Raw genomic sequence first — 17877 nt, 5'->3', positions numbered from 1 at the left:
CTCCACACCTACAACCACCACCGCTGCCACACCGCACTGGGCGGCCACCCGCCCATCAGCCGAGTTAACAACCCTGCGGGTCAATACACCTAGGGCCTTTCGTCAAACTTCCGTCTGCCCCGCCCTCCGGGCGACGACGGCAGTTTGACGACAGGCCCTAGCGGCGTCCGCGCGGCTTGCCGCCGCTCCGCTTGGCGGCGGGCTTGCCGCCCGACCGGGCGGCGGGCTTGCCCGCGGTCCGGCCGCCGCCGCCCGCCTTGCCCGTGCCGGCCTTGGCGCCGCCGCCCGTCCTGGCGCCCGGCTTCCCGCCGGTCTTCCCGGCGGTGCCGCCGGCGGCCTTGCGCTGCTTGGGCTGCGGCGGGGTGGGCTGCCGGCCGCGCGTGCTGTTCACGGTGCGTCCGCGGACGATCCCGATGAACTCCTCCACCAGGTCGGTGGTCTTCTCCTCCGGCCAGGACAGCGCGATCCGCGAGGCGGGGGCGTCCGAGACCGTCCGGTAGGTGAGGTCCTTGCGGTGGTGCAGGCGGGCGAGGGACTGCGGGACGACGAGGACGCCGATGCCGGCCGCGACCAGCTCGACGGCGTCGGCCGTGGTGGCGGGGCGCTCGAAGGCGGGGCGCCCGGGCAGGGTCTCCCAGGGGAGGACGTCATCGAGGGGGTGCAGCACGATCTCGTCGGCCAGGTCCTCGGCGGTGATCTCCTCCACGGCGGCCACGACGTGGTCCTTCGGGACCACCACGACGGTCGTCTCGGTGTAGAGGGGGATCGCGCTGAGGTCCTCGCCGTCCACGGGCATCCGTACGAACCCGGCGTCGGCGTCGCCGGTGCGCAGCGCGGCGAGCGCCTCGGCGGCGGGCACGCCGACGAGGGTCAGCGGGACGTCGGGCAGCCGCTCGTTCCAGATCCGCACCCACTTCGTGGGCGTCACTCCGGGGACGTAGGCGAGCCTGAACGAAGGGGATGCATCCGAGCCTGTCACCCCGCCAGGTTACCCGCCGTGGTCGGAGCCAGCGCACATGCTCGAATACCCTTGACACCATGACGTCGCACCAGAGCACCCAGACGATGAAGCCCGCGACCGCGGCGAAGAAGCTGGGTGTGTACCTCGAGGCCACCCCCGCAGAGTTCCAGGAGGGTGTCGTCTCGCGCACCGAGCTGAACGCACTCCAGGCCGAGCCGCCGGCCTGGCTGGTGGAGCTGCGGCGCAACGGCCCGCACCCGCGTCCGGTGGTCGCCGCGAAGCTGGGCGTCTCCATCGCCGGTCTCGCGCGCGGCGGGATCACCGAGGCGCTCACCACCGAGCAGATCGAGGCCATCAAGCAGGAGAACCCGGAGTGGCTCCAGAAGGAGCGCTCCACCCAGGCCGAGGTCCGCAAGGAATCGGTGCGGATCAAGGAGAAGCAGGCGCAGGAGGCCGCTCGGCGCGCCGAGAAGCAGGCGCGTTCCTGATCCCGCACAAGGCACACCGACGGCGGCCGGGCCGGGTCCTCCAGGGACCCGGCCCGGCCGCTTCGCGTCTCCCCGCCCGCCCGGCGTCCCGTACGAGGGCCGGGGCCGCCGGGGTGACCGGGCTCGCCTCGTGGGCCCTGATCGGCGCCCTCCGGGCCGGCGGTGTGGCGCCGCCCGGTTCCGCCGGTTCGCGGAGTGCCTGAAACCCGTTCGGCTGTACGGCGTTAGACGGGTACGGACCGGCGCGCACGCCCCCGCCCCGCGCCGGTCCGCGCCACGCCGACCATGAGCCACACGAGTACGAGGGACGAGATGACGGACCCCACGCCGGCCGGATCCGGCCGAAGGAGACTTGCCGACCGTTGCCGCCGCATCACCGAGGCCCCGCCCTTCGGGATGGGCGTCTTCGCCGTCATCCTGTTCAGCGCGACGCTGATGGGCATGGAGACGTACAGCGGGCTGGCCGCCGACCACCGCCAGGCCCTCCGGATCGCGGAGCAGTCCTGCCTCGCCCTCTTCGCGCTGGAGATGCTGCTGCGCCTGGGTGCCCACGCCGACCGGCCGAAAGCATTCTTCCGGGACCCGTGGAACGTCTTCGACCTGCTGATCGTCGTCTCCTCCTTCCTGCCCTTCCTGCGCGAGAACACCACCGTGCTGCGGCTGCTGCGCCTCGCCCGGGTGCTGCGCACCGCCCGTTTCCTCCCCCACCTGCGGATCCTGCTTCTCGCGGTCGGCCGCAGCCTGCCGGGCACGGCCAGCTTCCTGTTCATCGGCGCACTGGTGGTGTACGTGTACGCCATGGTCGGGTGGGTCTGCTTCGCCTCCTCCGACCCGGAGCACTACGGCTCGATCGGGCGGGCCGCGCTGACGCTGTTCCTGCTCACCACCCTGGACGGGCTGACGGACGCGGTCCGGGCGGGGCTGGAGATCTCCCGGTTCAGCATCCTCTACTACGCCTCGTACGCCCTGTTCGCCTCCTTCGTGCTGGTCAACGTCCTGATCGGGGTGGTGCTCAACTCCCTGGACGAGGCGCGGGAGATGGAGGAGGCGGACGAGCGGGCGCGGGAGCGCGCGGAGAGGGACATGGACCCCGCGGACGAGGTCCGGGAGCGGATCGCGGCGGCCCGCCTCGCGCTGGACGACCTGGAGGCGAGCCTCGACCTGGCCAGGTCCGTCCCGCCGCCGACCGCGCCGGACCGGGAGCGGCCGGCGGACCGGCAGCTCGAATCGGCCCTGTAGCGGGGCCGGCGCGCGGGCGGCTCGGTTTCGGCCATCCCCGGCGCACGAGCCCCACGGCCTTGCCCCAACTGCCCTACCCCGTGCAAGAGTTGCCCGGGACAGCGAGTCGCCGGGCGGCGGGGAGGGCGGGCGGTCATGGGTGCCGAGGTGCGTACGGTGGAGGTTCCCCTGGGGGACGGCACCGACGGGGTGCTGCGGGTGCAGATCCGCGAGGTCGACGAGTCGCTGGCGCGGGTCGGGCTCGGCGGCGGCTCCGTGACGCGGGCGTCGCGGACCTTCGGCGAGATGGTGGACAGCATCCGGCCGCTGGCCGACAGCTTCGTGGGACGGCTGAGCGGACTCGCCCACCGCCCGGACGAGATCACCCTGGAGTTCGGGGTCTCCCTGTCGGCCGAGGCCGACGTCGTCATCGCCAGCACCACCACCCAGGCCAACTTCGGCGTGACCTTGACCTGGAACTCCCAGGCCCCGCAGAACACCCCCTGATGGCCGCGGCGGGGGGAACCGCGCAGCCGGACTCCGTGCTCGGGTCCGCCATCGTCCGGATCGCGGGTCCGTCCGGGCCGGTCGGCGCCGGCTTCCTGGTGGCCCCCGGGCTGGCGGTCACCTGCGCGCACGTCGTCGCCGACGCGCTGGGCGTCCCGCGTACCCGGATCCCCGCGCCGCCGGGCGTCCTGCTGCTGGACCGGCCCCTGTCGGGGGCGGCCGGACGGACCGAGGCCGAGGTGGACCACTGGGTCCCGCTGCGGGCGGACGGCACCGGGGACATCGCCGTCCTGCGGCTGCGGACGCCCGTCACCGGCGCTGCCGTGCCCGCGATGGCCTCGCCGGCCGGCGTGTGGGACCACCCGGTTCGGGTCGCCGGATTCCCCGCGGCCTTCCCCGGCGGGGTGTGGCACGCGGGCCGGCTGCGCGGCCGGACCGCCGAGGACTGGGTCCAGCTGTCGGGCGCCGACCAGCAGGGCGTCCCGGTCGACAAGGGCTTCAGCGGCAGCCCCGTCTGGGACGAGGCGGCCGGGGCCGTCGTCGGCATGGTGGTGGCGGCCCAGCTGTCCGGGGACCGGCAGAGCTTCGTGATCCCCACCCGAACCCTGATCGCGGAGGTCCCCGCGCTCGGCCCCGTCGTGAGCCCCGCCTCCCCGTTCCGGGGACTCGCCGCCTTCCAGGAGGCCGACGCGGAGGTGTACTTCGGCCGGGACCCGGAGGCCGGGGACGTCGCCGGCCTGCTGGACACCGGCCCGCGCGGCAGCGTCGCGCTCGTCGGCCCGTCCGGCTGCGGGAAGTCCTCGCTGGCCCTGGCCGGGGTGGCGCCCCGGATGCGCGCCCGGGGGTACGAGGTGCTGGTGGTGCGGGCCGCCGAGGGGCTTCCGGTCCGCACGGCGCTCGCTTCGGAACTGGCCCGCCTCGGCGGCGGCCCGGTGCGGCCCCGCGAGCTGGAGGAGGACCTGGACCGGCACGGCCTGGCCGCCGCCGCCCGGCTGGCCCTCGGCGACCGGGCCGGGCGGCTGCTCGTCGTACTCGACCAGGCCGAGGCGCTGCTCGCGGAGGGCCGGCCCGGCGACGACGACTCCGCCGCACTGCTCTTCCCCGCACCGCACCCGGCCGGGCTGCGGGTGCTGCTCACCCTCCGGGCCGACTTCCTGGAGGCCGCCCTCGCGGACCCCGTCCTCGGCCCCGCCCTCGGCCGGGCGGCCGTCCGGCCCCTGCTGCCGATGACCCGGGACCAGATGTCCGAGGTCATCCAGCGGCCGCTGGTCCGGATCCCCGCCGTGTCGTACGACCCGGGCCTCGTCACCCGGATGCTGGACGACGCCGGCGCCGAACCGGGCGCGCTGCCGCTGCTGGGCTTCGTACTGGCGCGGCTGTGGGACGAGCAGGCCATGGGCCGCCTGCGCTTCGCCTCGTACGAGGACATCGGCGGCGTCCGCGGCGCCTTGGGCCGGCACGCGGAGGCGGCCTGGCGGGCCTGTGTCGCGGAGGCCGACGAGGAGGAGGCCCTACGGCTGCTGACGGCACTGGTCCGGATGACGCCGGGCGGCGAGGCCCCGCTGCGCGCGGTGCTCCGCCGCTCCGACGCGGGGGAGGAGCGCTGGCGCCTCGCCGGCCTGCTCGCCGAGCGGCGGATCCTGGTCGTCGGCGGCGACCCGCAGCGGGGCCAGACCGTCGAGCTGGCCCACGAGGCACTGATCGGAGCCTGGCCCACCCTGGCCCGCCGGGTCGCGCAGGACCGCGAGTTCCTCACCTGGCGGGCGGGGTTCCGGCGCGACCTGGAGCGCTGGCAGGAGCTGGACCGGGCCCACGACCAGCTCCCGACGGGCGCGCCGCTGGACGCCGCCGTCGCCCAGACCCGGCTGCGCGGGGACGAACTCTCCTCGGATGAGAAGGAGTTCCTCGACGCGGGGCTGGCCCGCCGCGCCGCGGAGGCGGTCCAGGCCCGGCGCTCCCGCCGGGTCAGACAGGCCGCCATCTCCCTGCTGAGCGTCCTGCTGGTCATTGCCGTCCTCGCCTCCTGGCAGCTGTACGGGGCGAACGGCAAGCTGGACGAGGACCTGCGCAGAGCGGCTTCGCCGCAGATCGGACAGCTGGCGGGCCGGCTGGACGACGTTTCGCTCGCCACCTCGGCCCTGATGAGCGCGACCGCGTACCGCACGGCCCCGGGGCCCGAGGCGGAGACCGCGCTCTTCGAGCAGTACGTACGGATGCGCCACGTCGAACAGATCGTCTACGAGGGACACGGCGAGGTGCGCCACGCCGTGCTGAGCGAGGACGGGCAGCGGGTCACCATCGGCCTGGGGTCCGGCGACGTCCACGGGGCGGACCTGGGGCCGGGCCGGCCGGAGGTGAAGAGCATCCGGGAGGGCGCCGACCTGGTCACCGCTTCACCCGACGGGCGCATCGTCGCGATTTCCAATCGCTTCGGCCTCGTCACCGTGGGCATCCGGGCCCCGGACGGCAGCTGGCGGCCGGTGAAGCTGCGCGGGGTGGACGAGGCACGCGCGAACCCCCGGGCGGCGACGGACCTCCGCTTCGACGGTTCCGGGCGGCGCCTGCTCGCCGCCTCTCCGGGCGAGGGCGTGTCGGTGTGGGAGGCGGCCGAGGGCACGCGCGCGGGTGGGACGCTCGCCGCCCCGAACGGCTGGAACGTCTCGCACGCCTGGTTCGGGCCGGACGGCACGGTGGTCGGCCGGATCGTCCCCGAGGGATCCCCTGCCGCCGCGAACGGCAGGCTCGTGCGCTGGCGGCTGTCCGACGGCCGCCTCGACGAGGCCCCCTGGGGGAACCAGGAGATCGGCCAGACCACCGTCAGCGGAGACGGCTCCACCCTCGTACGGTGCACGGCCGACGGGGTGCTTCAGGTCTGGGACCTCTCCGGGCAGCCGAAGGTGAGGAAGCAGTACACCACGAGCCGGCTGGGCCTGGTCTGCCCGCTGTACACGCCCCGGCTCGACCGCACCGGCCGCTTCCTGCTCAACCCCGTGCAGCGGTTCGGTACGAGCATGGGCCGGTACCGGTTCCTGCTGCTGGACCTGCAGGACGGGCTGCCCTCCACGCTCGACCTGCCCGCCCCCGTCCAGCAGGACGAGTTCGTCGCCGGTTCCGTTGCGCTGCCGGCCGTCGGACTCACCGGACCTCCGGACGCGATGAAGGTGGTGATCAGCGTGGGCGGTACCGTCGCGGTCGCCAAGGCGCCCCGGCCGACCGCCTTCGACAGTGCCATGCTCACGAGTCTGGTCCGGACCGTGGACGTGGACCACGACCGGGTCGCCAGCGTCGACGCCGACGGCGCGACCCTGCGCCTGTGGGATCTGAGGACGCGCGGCCAGCTCGCGGCGGTGCGCCCGTCCGCCCCGCTCGCCCGGATCCATCCGATGTTCAGTCCGAACGGCGGGCGGCTGCTCACCGTCACGGCCGACGGTGCCGGAGTCCTGGTGTGGGACCTGAAGGCGGGGGGCGGTCAACCGCTCGCCGAGGCCCGGCGGCTTGCCCTGCCCACTCCCCCGGGCATTGATCCGGCCCGCGCGGACCCCCGTACCGGAAGCACCCCGGCCTGGGTCAACGTCTGGTACGACGGCGACGACCACGCGGTGGTGTCGGCCGTCTCCTACGTGTCCCGCTGGAACCTGAAGGCCGGCTCGCGGGCGGGCGAGATGTACCGGCCTCCGGTCCAGGAGCCGGCCGAACTGTCCGAGCGGGCGTCTGACGTCTTCGTCGCGGCCCGTCACGGACACCGCCAGGCCGCTGTCCGCACAGGGGGCGACGAGGTCAAGATCTGGGACTTCGACAAGGGCGAGGCCGTGGAGACCTTCAGGACCGACAAGGGGCCGCCCCGGCACATGGCCTTCGACCCGACCGGGCGCCTCCTCGCCGTCGTCACGACCGACGGCGTCCTCAGGATCCGGGACATGGACACGAAGAAGTGGAAGGACCTCGCCTACCAGGGGGTCCAGTGGCTGAACGGCTTCCCCACGCCCGACAGGCTCAGCACCGTCGCCACGACCAACTCCTTCACCTTCTGGGACGTGGAGAAGGGAACGGAGCTGCACCACTTCACCCCCGGCTACGGTGCCACCGCCGACTGGTCGGCGGACGGCACCGCGCTCGCCTGGGCGGACGGGTCCGCGGTGGAGGTGCTGTCCCTCGACCCGGAAGCGTGGCGCAAGCGCGCCTGCGAGCTGGCCGGCCGGGCCCTGACCGGGCCCGAGCGCCGGCTCCTGCCCCCCGGCGCCCGCCCCGACGCCTGCGCCGCGCTGAAGGACTGAGCCCCCGCCCGGGGGACGGGCGGGGGCTCGCGTGCGGGACGGCGAGGTCAGCCGCCGTCGCGGACCGCGACGATGCCGTTGAACACGCCGACGTAGGCGGTGCCGTCGGGGCCGAGGGTGATCGGCGCCCAGTTGTTGTCGTACAGCGGGCCGGTGCCGGTCAGCTGCCGCCAGCGGCGCTCACCGGTGCGGAAGTCGACCGCGGTGAGGTACCAGGCGTCGATGCCCCAGAAGTTGGGCTCCTTCTCGTAGAAGTAGAGCAGCCCGTTCGCGGTGGAGAGCTTGGGGACCACGGAGGGAGCGCGGATCGCGCTCTCCCACACCGTGTCGCAGCCGCTGCCGTCGGCGCGGACGTCGATGCGGCTGACGCCGCCGACGACCGACTTGCCCAGGAGCAGCGAGGTGGGGTTCTCGTAGCCGTGGTTGTTCTCGACGACGATGCTGTTGCCCCAGGTGATCAGGGAGTTGTCGGTGGTGGAGGCGCCGGATCCGAAGACGGGCACCTTGCACACCAGCCGCCGGTCGGCGGGGACGTCCGCGCCCCGCCGGTAGACGAGGACGTTCATCCGGTCGTCGGCGTTGTCGGTGATGGCGACGTAGCCGTCGCCGAACAGGTCCGGGGTGGTGCCCGAACCCTGGTTCACGGAGCCGGGTTTCGTCCCGGTCCCGCGGTCGTAGGTCTGCCGCCACTGCGCCTCGGGGGTGCCGTCGGGGCGGGCGCGGAAGCTGTACAGGGCGTGGTCGGTGACGATGGAGACCCCGTCCTCGGCGACCGAGAAGGAGTTCTGGATCTCCTCGCCCTCCAGTCGGATGGAGCGGATCTGCGAGGTGGCGGGGTCGACGGTGCCGACGCGGCCCTGGCGGGTGACCCACCAGACGCGGCCGTCCCAGTCGGGCATGACGGAGGTGACGGGGTCGCAGGTGCCGCTGGGCCACAGGTTGGTCCAGCTGACGCAGTCGTGCGGTACGTGGCCGGTGAGGTCCCAGTCGTCGTCGACCGTGAACTTCCAGCTCCCGTCGGGGTTCCGGGAGTGGGCGAGGCGCAGGATGTGCTGGCGGGAGTCGGCGAGCACCGCGCGGTCCTGGTCGTCCAGGTAGAAGTAGGCGCCGCCCGAGGTGTCCTTGAAGATCTTCGCGAAGTCGAGCGAGGTGATCGCCTCGACCGTGGAAGAGCGCTGCGGGAGCCGGTACTCCGCGAGCGTGGCGAGGGTGCGGGGCTCCAGGAGTTTGACCTTGAAGCCGGAGAAGGTGCCGCAGACGGTGACGAGGCGGCCCCCCGAGTCGAAGGTGGCGGTGGCGCACTCGCCGCCGAGGGCGGCGATCTTCTCGCTGGTGACCTGCGGGTTCCTGCCGAGCGGTCCGGACCAGGGCGAGGTGGCGCTGCCGGCCGCGTCCGCGTGCATGCCGCTGCGGCCGTTGGGGGCGAGGAAGGGGTGCTGCGGAGGGGCTTCGCCGGGCAGTGGGGCGGGGGCCGCGGGGGCGCCCTCGTAGTGGCTGACCAGTCGGTGGCCCGGGGCCTTGGGGATCTCCTCGGCCTGGGCGGCCGGGGCGATCCCCCCGATCAGTGTCAGGGCGGCGACGGCTGGGACCGCGGCGCAGTTCAGCGCTCTTCGGAACATCCGGTCATCCTCCTTGCTCCTCGGTGTTGTTGACGTTGCGTCTGACGTCGCGCCGCCGCCAGACGCTAGATCGCACCGTCCGAGGAGTCCATGGAGGAGCCGGATGATTCACGAAGGCGTAACAGTCGGTCAGCCGTCCGCGACGTCGCTCCAGTGCGCCGTGCGGTCGCACCACCTGCGCAGCAGCACCGGATCGTGCCCGACGGCCAGCAGACCGGCTCCGGTCTCCCTCCGGTACTCCTCGACCACCCCGACCAGGGCGGCCGTGGTGGAGGCGTCGAGCATCGCGGTCATCTCGTCGCAGACGAGCCAGCGCGGCCGCAGGACCAGCGCCCGGGCCACGCAGGCCCGTTGCAGCTGGCCGTCGCTGACCTCGTGGGGGCGGCGGGCGAGGAGGTCGGCGCCGAGGCCGACCCGGTCGGCGAGCTCGCCGACGGCGGAGACCGCTTCCTTACGTCGGCCCGTGGCGCGGAGCGGTTCCGCGACGAGGTCGTAGAGGCTGAGGCGGGGGTCGGCGGATAGGCGGGGCTGCTGGAAGACGACGCCGACGCTGGTGCGCAGGGAGCGCGGGGCCCGGTGCCGGAAGCCGGTCACCGCGCGGCCGTCGAGGGCCACCGTCCCCCGGTCGGGCCGGTGCAGCAGGGCGGCGACCCGGGCCAGGGTGGACTTGCCGCAGCCGCTGGGCCCGAGCAGCCCGAGGGCTTCGCCGGGGTGCAGCGCGAGGTGCGCGTCCCGTACGACGGGGCGGCGGCGGTCGTAGCCGGCGGTGATGCCCTGGAGCTCAAGCACGGTGGCAGGCCACCCCTTCGGTCAGCGGGGGCCGGCCGGCCCGGCAGGCGGCGTCGGCCAGGGCGCAGCGGGCGGCGAAGGCGCAGCCGGGCGGCAGGTCGCCGAGTTCGGGCGGGGCGCCGGGGATGGGGGTGAAGGAGCGCTCGGGCAGGGCGTCGAGCAGGCCGCGGGCGTAGGGGTGGCGGGGCCCGGGGCTGCCGAAGAAGGTGTCGGCGGGGCCGAGTTCCACGATCCGGCCGGCGTACATCACGGCGACGGTGTCGGCGATGCGCTGGGCGGCGGCCAGGTCGTGGGTGATCATCAGCAGGGCCCGGCCGGCGTCCCGGGTGTGGGCGCGCAGTTCGTCGACGGTGCGGTCGACGAGGTCGCGGTCGAGGCCGGTGGTCGGCTCGTCGGCGAGGAGCAGGGGTGCGTCCCCGATGAGCGCGAGGGCGGTGGCGGCGCGCTGGGCGAGGCCGCCGGAGAGCTGGTGGGGGTGGCGGTCGAGGTGGCTCGCGGGGAAGGCGGCGCGGGCCGCGGCGGCTTCGGCGGCCGCGCGGGGGTCGCGGTGGCCGGTGAGTTCCCGGACGGCCTCCTCCAGGTGGGAGCGGACGGTGCGGACGGGGGTGAGGTGCGCGGCGGGGCTCTGCGGGACCAGGCCGACGCGGCGTCCGCGTACCGTGCGGGCGAGGGTCCGCTCGTCGGCGGCGAGCAGGTCGAGGCCGTCGTCGAGGAGGGCCGATCCGGCGGTCTCGGCGTTGCCGGGGAGCAGGCCGAGCAGCGCGGAGGCGAGGACGGACTTGCCGCAGCCGCTCTCGCCGACGAGGGCCAGGCACTCGCCGGGCCCCAGCCGGAACGCGGCGTCGGAGACGGCCTCGACGTACCGTCCGCCGGGCATCCGGAAGCGGACGGAGAGCCCCTCGACGCGCAGGACGTCATCGGGGCGCGAGCCGCGCGCGGAGCCCGAAGGGGGTGGGGGCGGCGGCGTGGGGTGCGGGCTCACAGGGTCAGCTCCGAGCGGCGGCGGGGGTTGAGGCGGTCGCGCCAGGCGCCCGCGAGGCCGGCGATGGCCAGCGTCGGGACGATCAGCAGCAGGCCGGGGAAGAGGGTGGGCCACCAGTCGCCGGCGAGCAGCGAGCCGCGGCCGCCCTGGACGAGGGTGCCGAGGCTGGCCTGGTGGGCGGGCAGGCCGAGGCCGAGGAAGGACAGGGCGGACTCGTGCCACATGGCGTGCGGGATCATCAGCACCGCCGCCAGCCCGGCCTGCGGCAGCACCCCGGGGAGCAGGTGCCGGACGGTGACCCGCCACCGGGAGGCCCCGCCGGAGACGGCCGCGTCCACGTAGGGGCGGCCGCGCAGCGAGAGCACCTCGGCGCGCACGATGCGGGCGGTGGACAGCCAGTGGGTGAGCGCGACCGACACCACGACGGGCCAGACGCCCGGCCGGAACAGGGCCACGACGAAGATGCCCAGCAGCAGGTGCGGGATGGCGGACAGGGCGTCGACGGCGCGCATGACGAGCCGGTCGGTCCGGCCGCCCAGGGCCCCGGCGGCCGCGCCCACGGCGGTGCCGAGCACGGTGGCGACGAGGGCCGCGACCACGCCGACCAGCAGGGAGACGCGCAGCCCGTAGACGCAGCGCAGCAGGAGGTCCCGGCCCACGTCGTCGGTGCCGAACGGGTGCTCCCAGGAGGGCGGCAGGAGTTTCGCGGAGAGGTCGACGGCCTGCTGGTCCAGCTGGACCAGCGGGGGCACCAGCAGGACGGCGAGGGTGAGCAGGGCGGTGACGGCGGCGGCGGTGCGCACGCGCAGCGCGCGGGTGGAGCGGCGGTCCGGGCCGCGCCGCCGCCATGCGGTACCGGCCGGCGAAGCCGTGGCGCCTGCTCGCGAAGCGGTGGCGCCTGCTCGCGGGGAGGTGGCGCCCGCTCGCGAAGGGGCGGTATCAGCCATCGAAGCCCACCCTCGGGTCGGCCAGCCCGTACAGCAGGTCGGACAGCAGGTTGCCGGCCAGTACGGCGGCGGTGGCCAGTACGGTCAGCGCGGCCAGCAGCGGGAAGTCCACCGAGGTGGCGGCGGTGACGGTGGCGGCGGCGATGCCGGGCCAGCTGAAGACGGTCTCGACCAGCAGGGCGCCGGTGATCAGCTCCGGCACCCGGGAGCCGATGAGGGTGAGCATCGGGAGCATTCCGGAGCGCAGCCCGTGGCCGAGCAGGACCCGCCGTTCGGACAGGCCCCGCGCGCGGGCGCCCCGTACGGGGTCCTCGTCGAGGGCGTCGGCGACGCCCTGGCGTACGTAGAGGAAGAACCAGGGCAGTTGGGAGATGCCGAGGACCAGCGCGGGCAGCACCAGGTGGGAGGCGACGCCGGTGAAGGTGACGGTGTCGTCGGCGGCGTCGGTGAGCCCGCCGGAGGGCAGCACGCCCAGCCGTACCGAGAAGAACCAGACGGCGAGCAGCCCGAGCCAGAAGGCGGGGGCCGCTTCCAGGGTGTAGGCGAGGCCGGACACGGCCCGGTCCAGCGCCCCGCCCCGGCGGCGGGCGGCGAGCACCCCGAGCGCGGTGCCGAGCAGGACGGCCACGGCGAAGGCGCAGCCGGCGAGCAGCGCGGACCAGCCCACGCGCTCGGCGATGACGTCGGCGACGGGCTGGCGCATGACGGCGGAGTCGCCGAGGTCTCCGGTGAGCGCGGAGGTGAGCCAGTCCCACCACCGGGCGGGGAAGGGCCGGTCGACGCCGAGGTTGGCGCGCAGCTGGTCGAGTTCGGCCTGGGAGGCGGTGAGCCCGGCGGTGCCGGCGTAGGCCTTCACGGGGTCGAAGGGGGACAGCGCGGCGACGGCGAACACGCCGAAGGTGACGGCGAGCAGGACGGGGGCGGCGGACAGGGTCCGCCGCCCCGCCATGCGCGCCATCGGCCCCCAGGGCGGGGCCGGACGGCGGCGAAACGTCACTTCTTCTTCGGCTTCCAGGTCTCGACGTTCCACCACGGGCCGGAGCCGAGGCCGTGGTCGTGCGGTTCGACCTGGGTGGAGGGGCCGTCCCACTTGTCGTTCACCACGTAGAGGTGGTCGATGTGGGTGAGGAAGACGTAGCCCGGGTTCTGGACGAGTTCGCGCTGCACGGTGTCGTACGCGGCCTTGCGGGCGGCCGGGTCGCCGCTGGTGCGGCCGTCGGCCACGGCCCGGTCGACGGCCGGGTTGGCGTACTGGGCCATGTTGTTGAAGCCGTCTCCCGCGAGGGAGGAGGTGAGCAGCTGGTACTGGTCGAAGTCGGGGTCGGCCGGGGAACCGCCGCCGGCGAGGACGGCGTCCGTCTTCATCCGGGGCTCGATGACCTCCCAGGTCCCGGCCTCGGTCTTGACCTCGATGCCGGCCTTCTTCGCGTCGGAGGCGAAGGCCAGCGCGTGGTCCTGGCGGATCTTGTCGCCGGAGGTGTACCAGAGCGGGAAGGAGGCGCGGATCCCGTCCTTGGCGCGGATGCCGTCGTCGCCCGGCTTCCAGCCGGCCTCGTCGAGGATCTGCTTGGCCCGTTCGAGGTCGTACGGGCGTTCCGTGCCCGGGGTGAACCAGCTGCTGTCGGTCGGGACGGGGCCGTAGGCGGCCTTGCCCGCGTCGTCGAGGAGCTTGTCGACCATGGCCTGGCGGTCGACGGCGATGTCCAGGGCCCGGCGGACCGCCACGTCACCGGTGACGGGGTGGTGGGTCGGCATCGTCACGTTGCGGTAGTCGAAGGTCTTGGCCGCGAAGGTCTTGCGGGCCTTGTCCTGGGCGAAGCCCCGGGCGAGGTTCGGGGGCAGGATGGCCGCGTCCAGCTCCCCGGCGCGCAGCCGGGTGGCGCGGACGTCGTCGTCCTTGACGACGGCCATGGTGAACTTCTTCACCGCGGGCTCGCCGCCCCAGTAGCCGGGGTTGGCCCTGAAGCTGATCTTCTCGCCCTTGGACCAGCCGGTCAGCAGGTACGGGCCGGTGCCGACGGGCTTCGTGGTGAAGTCGCCGCTGTTGACGTCCTGCCTGCCCGCGATGTGCTCGGGGGCGATGGGCAGCACGGTCCGCTCGGCGAAGGGGGCGTAGGGGTACTTCAGGGTGAAGACGACCCGGTCGGGGCCCTGGGCCGTGACGCTCTCGATGGCGTCCAGCTCGGTCTTGGAGGCGTTGTTGGTCTTCGGGTCGAGGATGGTCCGGTAGGTGAACTCGACGTCCTTCGCGGAGAAGGGCTCCCCGTCGCTGAACTTCACGCCCTGGCGCAGCTTGTACGTGTACGTGCGGCCGTCCGCGGAGACCTCCGGCAGGGCCTCGGCCAGCGCCGGCTTCAGCTTCATGTCCGCGTCGTGGCTGAGCAGGCCGTCGAAGATCTTGGAGTTGCCGTCCTTGCCGTAGCCGAGCAGCGGGCTCAGGCTCTCCGGCTCGGTCGCGATGCCGACCACCGCGGAGTCCGCCGACGCGTTCGCCGAGGGGTTCGAGCAGGCCGCGAGGCCCGTGATGAGTGCGGCGGCGAGCGTCGCGCCGACCGCTCCCCGTGCTGTCCGGGCCGTCATGCTGTGCACATCCCTGTTCAAAATCATCCGTTATTGCAAAGAGATCGCAATAATGCCAGACAACAGCAGACGAAGACGAACCCGCCCAGACCGGCCGCCCCAGGAGGCCCGGCCGGGCGCAGGGGTCTTGTGGGCCCGCCTCCCCCGTGCCATATATGTCTAGACCACCTGCGGCCGGCCCGGCGCACACACCCCCACCGGAAGGCGTCCCGTGCGAGGCACCCCTGACCCGCGCCGCGCATGGACGCCGGCGCTCGCGCTCGGACTGGCCGCCGCCCTGACGGCGTGCGGCGCGGACGGCGACACCCGCCCCCCGCGCACCCCCGCCGGACTCACCGCCCAGGCGGGCAGCGCCACCTCGGTCCACGTGATGTGGCAGGCTCCGGACACCGCCGACGGGGTCAGCGGCTACCAGGTGTTCCAGGACGGCCGGCTGGTCCGGGAACTCCCCGCCGACAAGACCATGACGGACATCACGGGCCTCACCCCGCGGACGGCCTACGCCTTCTCCGTCCGGGCCGAGGACGCCGCCGGGAACCGCTCCCCGCTCAGCACCCCCGCCGAGGTGACCACGCCGGAGGCCAGGGCCGAGGACCGCCAGGCCCCCACCGCACCGCCCTCCGCCACCGGGCGCGCCGAGGGGCCCCGCGCCGCCCGGCTGGAGTGGGGCGCGGCGGCCGACGACACGGGCGTGACCGCGTACGACGTCTACCAGGCCGGGATCCGTGTCCACACCGCCCCCGGCACCGACGGGAGCACCACCGTCACCGGGCTCCAGCCCGGCACCGCCTACGTGTTCACCCTCCGCGCCCGCGACGGCTCCGACAACTCCTCCCCCGACGGCCCGCCCGTCGCCGTGACCACACCGGCCGACCCCGGCCAGGCCCCGCACACGGCGCCCGGCTCGTTCACCGCCACCGCCTCCCCCGGCGCGGTGGAGCTGGGCTGGACCGCCCCGGAGACCGGCCGGACGACGACCGAGTACCAGCTCTACGTCAACGACCGGCCCGTCACCGTCATCCAGTTCGGCGCCGGGGCCGTACCCGAGGGCAGGGCCGGCTACCGGCTCACCACGACCGAACCGGCCGGGACGGCCTGGACCCTGAAACTGCGCGCCCGGCTGCCCGACGGCAACTGGGGGGCCTTCTCCGAGGAGCGGCGGATCCTGCTGTCCGGCTGACCCCGCCGGAGCCGCCCCCGCCGCCGATCCGGCCCGAACGGCAGACCCGGCGAAAGAAGATCGCGCACAATACATCCGTGTTCGGTGAGTACTCGGTCAACCACAATCAGACAGAATCCCCGTGCGGGGACCCCGCACCGGACCCGGGCCCCGTGCCGCGGAACCTGCCGGGGAACCTGCCTCCGGAAGCAGCCGGATTCATCGGCCGCGAAGGCGAACTCAGGCGCCTGGACGGCCTGTTGGGCGAGCGAAGACTGGTGACGCTGACCGGGGTCGGCGGCGTCGGCAAGTCCCGGCTCGCCCTCCGCGCCGCCACCCGCCACAGCCGGGCCGCCCCGGCGGGCGGCGCCCGGGCCGTCTCCGCCTGGCCCGACGGGATCTGGTGGGTGGAACTGTCGCCGCTGCGCGACCCGGCGCTCCTCACCACCACCGTCGCCCACGCCATCGGGCTCGCCGACCACTCCGTGCACCCCCTCGACGAGGAGCTGTGCGCGTGGATGGCCGACAAGGCCCTGCTGCTCGTCCTCGACACCTGCGAGCACATGGTCGCCGAAGTCCGCCACCTCGCCGGCGAACTCCTCCAGTCCGCACCCGGCCTGACGGTGCTCACCACCTCCCGGGAACGGCTCGACTCCCCCGGCGAGAGCGTGCTCGAAGTCCGCCCGCTCCCCTGCGAGGGCCCCGACAGCGAGGCAGTGGCCCTCTTCCGGGCCCGCGCCCTGGCCGCCGGCCCGCAGGCCGCCGCCGACTTCGCCGATCCGGACCGGGCCCGGACCGCCGCCGAGGTGTGCCGCCGGCTGGACGGCATCCCGCTCGCCCTCGAACTGGCCGGGGCCCGGATGCGGCTGTGGAGCCTGGAACAGATCGCCCAGCGCCTCGGCACCCGCTTCGAGGTGCTCTCCGGCCCCCGCGCCGTGCTCCCGCCCCGGCACCAGACCATGCGGACCGCGATCGGCTGGAGCCACGAGCTGTGCGAGCCCGTGGAACGGCTGCTGTGGGCCCGGCTGTCGGTCTTCAGCGGGGACTTCGACGTGGCCGCCGCCCGGGCCGTGTGCGCCGGCGGCCCGCTGCCGGCCGCGCGGGTGGAACGGGTACTGGAGGGCCTGGTCGCCAAGTCCGTCGTGCGGCGCTCCGAGGAGCGGGGGGCGGGGGCCCGCTACCGGATGCTGGACACCATCCGGGAGTTCGGCCACGACTGGCTGGCGGAGCTCGACGAGGTACGGACCGTCGCGGACCGGCACGCCCACTGGTACGCGGCCCTGTGCTCGGCCGCCGAACGGGGCTGGCTGGGGCCGGGCCAGCTCGACTGGTACCGCAGGATGAGCGCCGAGCACGCGCAGCTGCGCACCGCCCTGGAGCACCTGCTCGGCACCGACCCCTCGGCGGCCCTGGAGATGGCCGGGGCCCTGTGGTTCTTCTGGTTCTCGTGCGGGCACCTCCACGAGGGCCGGGCCTTCCTGGAGCGGGCCCTGCGCGGGGCACCGGCACCGGGACCCGCCCACGTCCAGGCGCAGTGGGCGCTCGGGCTGACGATGCTGCTCCAGGGCGACATGGCGCGGGCCCAGGCGGTGGGCGCCGAGTGCACCCGGGCCGCGGCGCTGCTCGCCGACCCGGAGCGGCGGCTGCGCGCCGCCTACCTGCGGGGGGTGTCGATCCTGATGCCGGGCGACCCGGTGGGGGCGCTCGCGGTGGCGGGGCCCCGGGCGCGGGAGGGACACGGGGGGCGGGCCGAGGGGGCGGGCCGGCTGCTGTGCCGGCTGGTCACGGCGTACGCGCTGTGCGACCTCGGGCGCTTCGAGGAGGCCACCGAGGAGGCGCACGGGCTGCGGGAGGCCTGTGCCGACCTGGGCGAGCGCTGGCTGCGGGCGTACGCGGACTACGTCCTGGCCGTCGCGGCGCTCGGGCTGGGCCAGCACGGCGAGGCCGCGCGGCACGTACGGGCCATGCTGTCCGGCAAGCGGCTGCTCGGCGACCGCTTCGGCATCGCGCTGGGCCTGGACCTGCTCGCGGCGGCGGTGGCGGCCCTCGGCGACGGGGAACTGGCCGCGCGGCTGCTCGGCACCGCGCACGCGTGGTGGCGCACGGTGGGACGGCCCCAGATGGGCTCCCCCTCGCTGACGGCCCTGCGGGACCAGGGCGAACGGCAGGCCAGGGAGGCGATCGGCGACGCGGCGTACGAGACCGCGTTCCGGGGCGGTGCCGCGGCACCCACCGGCTGACCGCGTCGTACGGCCGAGCGGCAGCCGGTGGGGCCGCGTAATGCCTGGGCTCCCGTCAGTACGGGAGGGGTCTGCCCGACGGTGTGCGCAGGTCCAGGTCTCGGGGGGCGGGC

At 74.6% G+C, this 17877-nt stretch carries 12 protein-coding genes and 1 pseudogene; 6 read left to right on the top strand and 7 right to left on the bottom strand.

Annotation, left to right across the window (positions count from 1 at the left end; all coding sequences use genetic code 11):
- Positions 1-157 precede the first annotated feature (157 nt).
- Complete coding sequence (locus AC069X_RS34565; protein ID WP_478735025.1) at positions 158-979, bottom strand: LysR substrate-binding domain-containing protein; 822 nt, start codon at positions 977-979, stop codon at positions 158-160.
- 59 nt (positions 980-1038) lie between these two features.
- On the opposite strand from AC069X_RS34565, the gene AC069X_RS34560 reads away from it, so the two are divergent.
- From AC069X_RS34560 to AC069X_RS34545, 4 genes are all read left to right on the top strand, one after another.
- Positions 1039-1449: a DUF5997 family protein gene (locus tag AC069X_RS34560; protein WP_478735023.1), complete on the top strand. Its 411-nt coding sequence runs from the start codon at positions 1039-1041 to the stop codon at positions 1447-1449.
- Positions 1450-1761: 312 nt separating this feature from the next.
- Positions 1762-2688 (top strand): ion transporter, encoded by a 927-nt coding sequence (locus tag AC069X_RS34555; protein WP_478735021.1) that lies wholly within the window; start codon positions 1762-1764, stop codon positions 2686-2688.
- 135 nt (positions 2689-2823) lie between these two features.
- Positions 2824-3174 carry a CU044_2847 family protein gene (locus tag AC069X_RS34550; RefSeq protein ID WP_478735020.1) on the top strand — a complete coding sequence of 117 codons (351 nt, stop codon included), beginning with the start codon at positions 2824-2826 and terminating at the stop codon, positions 3172-3174.
- Complete coding sequence (locus AC069X_RS34545; RefSeq protein ID WP_478735018.1) at positions 3174-7448, top strand: nSTAND1 domain-containing NTPase; 4275 nt, start codon at positions 3174-3176, stop codon at positions 7446-7448. The genes AC069X_RS34550 and AC069X_RS34545 overlap by 1 nt, the downstream gene beginning before the upstream one ends.
- Before the next feature lie 47 nt (positions 7449-7495).
- Here AC069X_RS34545 and AC069X_RS34540 read toward each other — a convergent pair whose 3' ends face one another.
- From AC069X_RS34540 to AC069X_RS34515, 6 genes and pseudogenes are all read right to left on the bottom strand, one after another.
- Positions 7496-9067, bottom strand: a complete 1572-nt coding sequence (locus tag AC069X_RS34540; protein ID WP_478735016.1) for a hypothetical protein — start codon at positions 9065-9067, stop codon at positions 7496-7498.
- 129 nt (positions 9068-9196) lie between these two features.
- The gene (locus tag AC069X_RS34535; protein WP_478735014.1) at positions 9197-9856 is read right to left on the bottom strand and encodes an ABC transporter ATP-binding protein; all 660 of its coding nucleotides are present in this window, start codon (positions 9854-9856) and stop codon (positions 9197-9199) included.
- Positions 9849-10733 carry an oligopeptide/dipeptide ABC transporter ATP-binding protein gene (locus tag AC069X_RS34530; RefSeq protein WP_478735033.1) on the bottom strand — a complete coding sequence of 295 codons (885 nt, stop codon included), beginning with the start codon at positions 10731-10733 and terminating at the stop codon, positions 9849-9851. Before AC069X_RS34530 ends, AC069X_RS34535 begins: the two co-directional genes overlap by 8 nt.
- 101 nt (positions 10734-10834) lie before the next feature.
- The gene (locus tag AC069X_RS34525; RefSeq protein WP_478735012.1) at positions 10835-11785 is read right to left on the bottom strand and encodes an ABC transporter permease; all 951 of its coding nucleotides are present in this window, start codon (positions 11783-11785) and stop codon (positions 10835-10837) included.
- Positions 11778-12743 carry an ABC transporter permease gene (locus AC069X_RS34520; protein ID WP_478735031.1) on the bottom strand — a complete coding sequence of 322 codons (966 nt, stop codon included), beginning with the start codon at positions 12741-12743 and terminating at the stop codon, positions 11778-11780. Before AC069X_RS34520 ends, AC069X_RS34525 begins: the two co-directional genes overlap by 8 nt.
- A 341-nt stretch (positions 12744-13084) precedes the next feature.
- Positions 13085-14149, bottom strand: a pseudogene (locus tag AC069X_RS34515) (ABC transporter substrate-binding protein); the annotation flags it as partial.
- Positions 14150-14576: 427 nt separating this feature from the next.
- Here AC069X_RS34515 and AC069X_RS34510 point away from each other — a divergent pair.
- Together AC069X_RS34510 and AC069X_RS34505 are read left to right on the top strand one after the other, a co-directional pair.
- A complete protein-coding gene (locus AC069X_RS34510; protein ID WP_478735010.1) occupies positions 14577-15545 on the top strand; it encodes a fibronectin type III domain-containing protein in 969 nt (322 codons plus the stop codon).
- Between the two features lie 239 nt (positions 15546-15784).
- Positions 15785-17764, top strand: a complete 1980-nt coding sequence (locus AC069X_RS34505; RefSeq protein WP_478735008.1) for an ATP-binding protein — start codon at positions 15785-15787, stop codon at positions 17762-17764.
- Positions 17765-17877 lie beyond the last annotated feature (113 nt).

Source organism: Streptomyces sp. NPDC043896, from assembly GCF_056435605.1.
The sequence above is the reverse complement of the archived record's forward strand: the minus strand, read 5'-3'. Positions and strand labels throughout refer to the sequence as shown.

Coding starts and splice junctions, on each gene's coding strand:
- AC069X_RS34545 (WP_478735018.1), top strand. CDS start 3,174: ATGGCCGCGGCGGGGGGAACCGCGCAGCCGGACTCCGTGCTCGGGTCC.
- AC069X_RS34555 (WP_478735021.1), top strand. CDS start 1,762: ATGACGGACCCCACGCCGGCCGGATCCGGCCGAAGGAGACTTGCCGAC.
- AC069X_RS34550 (WP_478735020.1), top strand. CDS start 2,824: ATGGGTGCCGAGGTGCGTACGGTGGAGGTTCCCCTGGGGGACGGCACC.
- AC069X_RS34525 (WP_478735012.1), bottom strand. CDS start 11,785: ATGGCTGATACCGCCCCTTCGCGAGCGGGCGCCACCTCCCCGCGAGCA.
- AC069X_RS34520 (WP_478735031.1), bottom strand. CDS start 12,743: ATGGCGCGCATGGCGGGGCGGCGGACCCTGTCCGCCGCCCCCGTCCTG.
- AC069X_RS34540 (WP_478735016.1), bottom strand. CDS start 9,067: ATGTTCCGAAGAGCGCTGAACTGCGCCGCGGTCCCAGCCGTCGCCGCC.
- AC069X_RS34530 (WP_478735033.1), bottom strand. CDS start 10,733: ATGCCCGGCGGACGGTACGTCGAGGCCGTCTCCGACGCCGCGTTCCGG.
- AC069X_RS34560 (WP_478735023.1), top strand. CDS start 1,039: ATGACGTCGCACCAGAGCACCCAGACGATGAAGCCCGCGACCGCGGCG.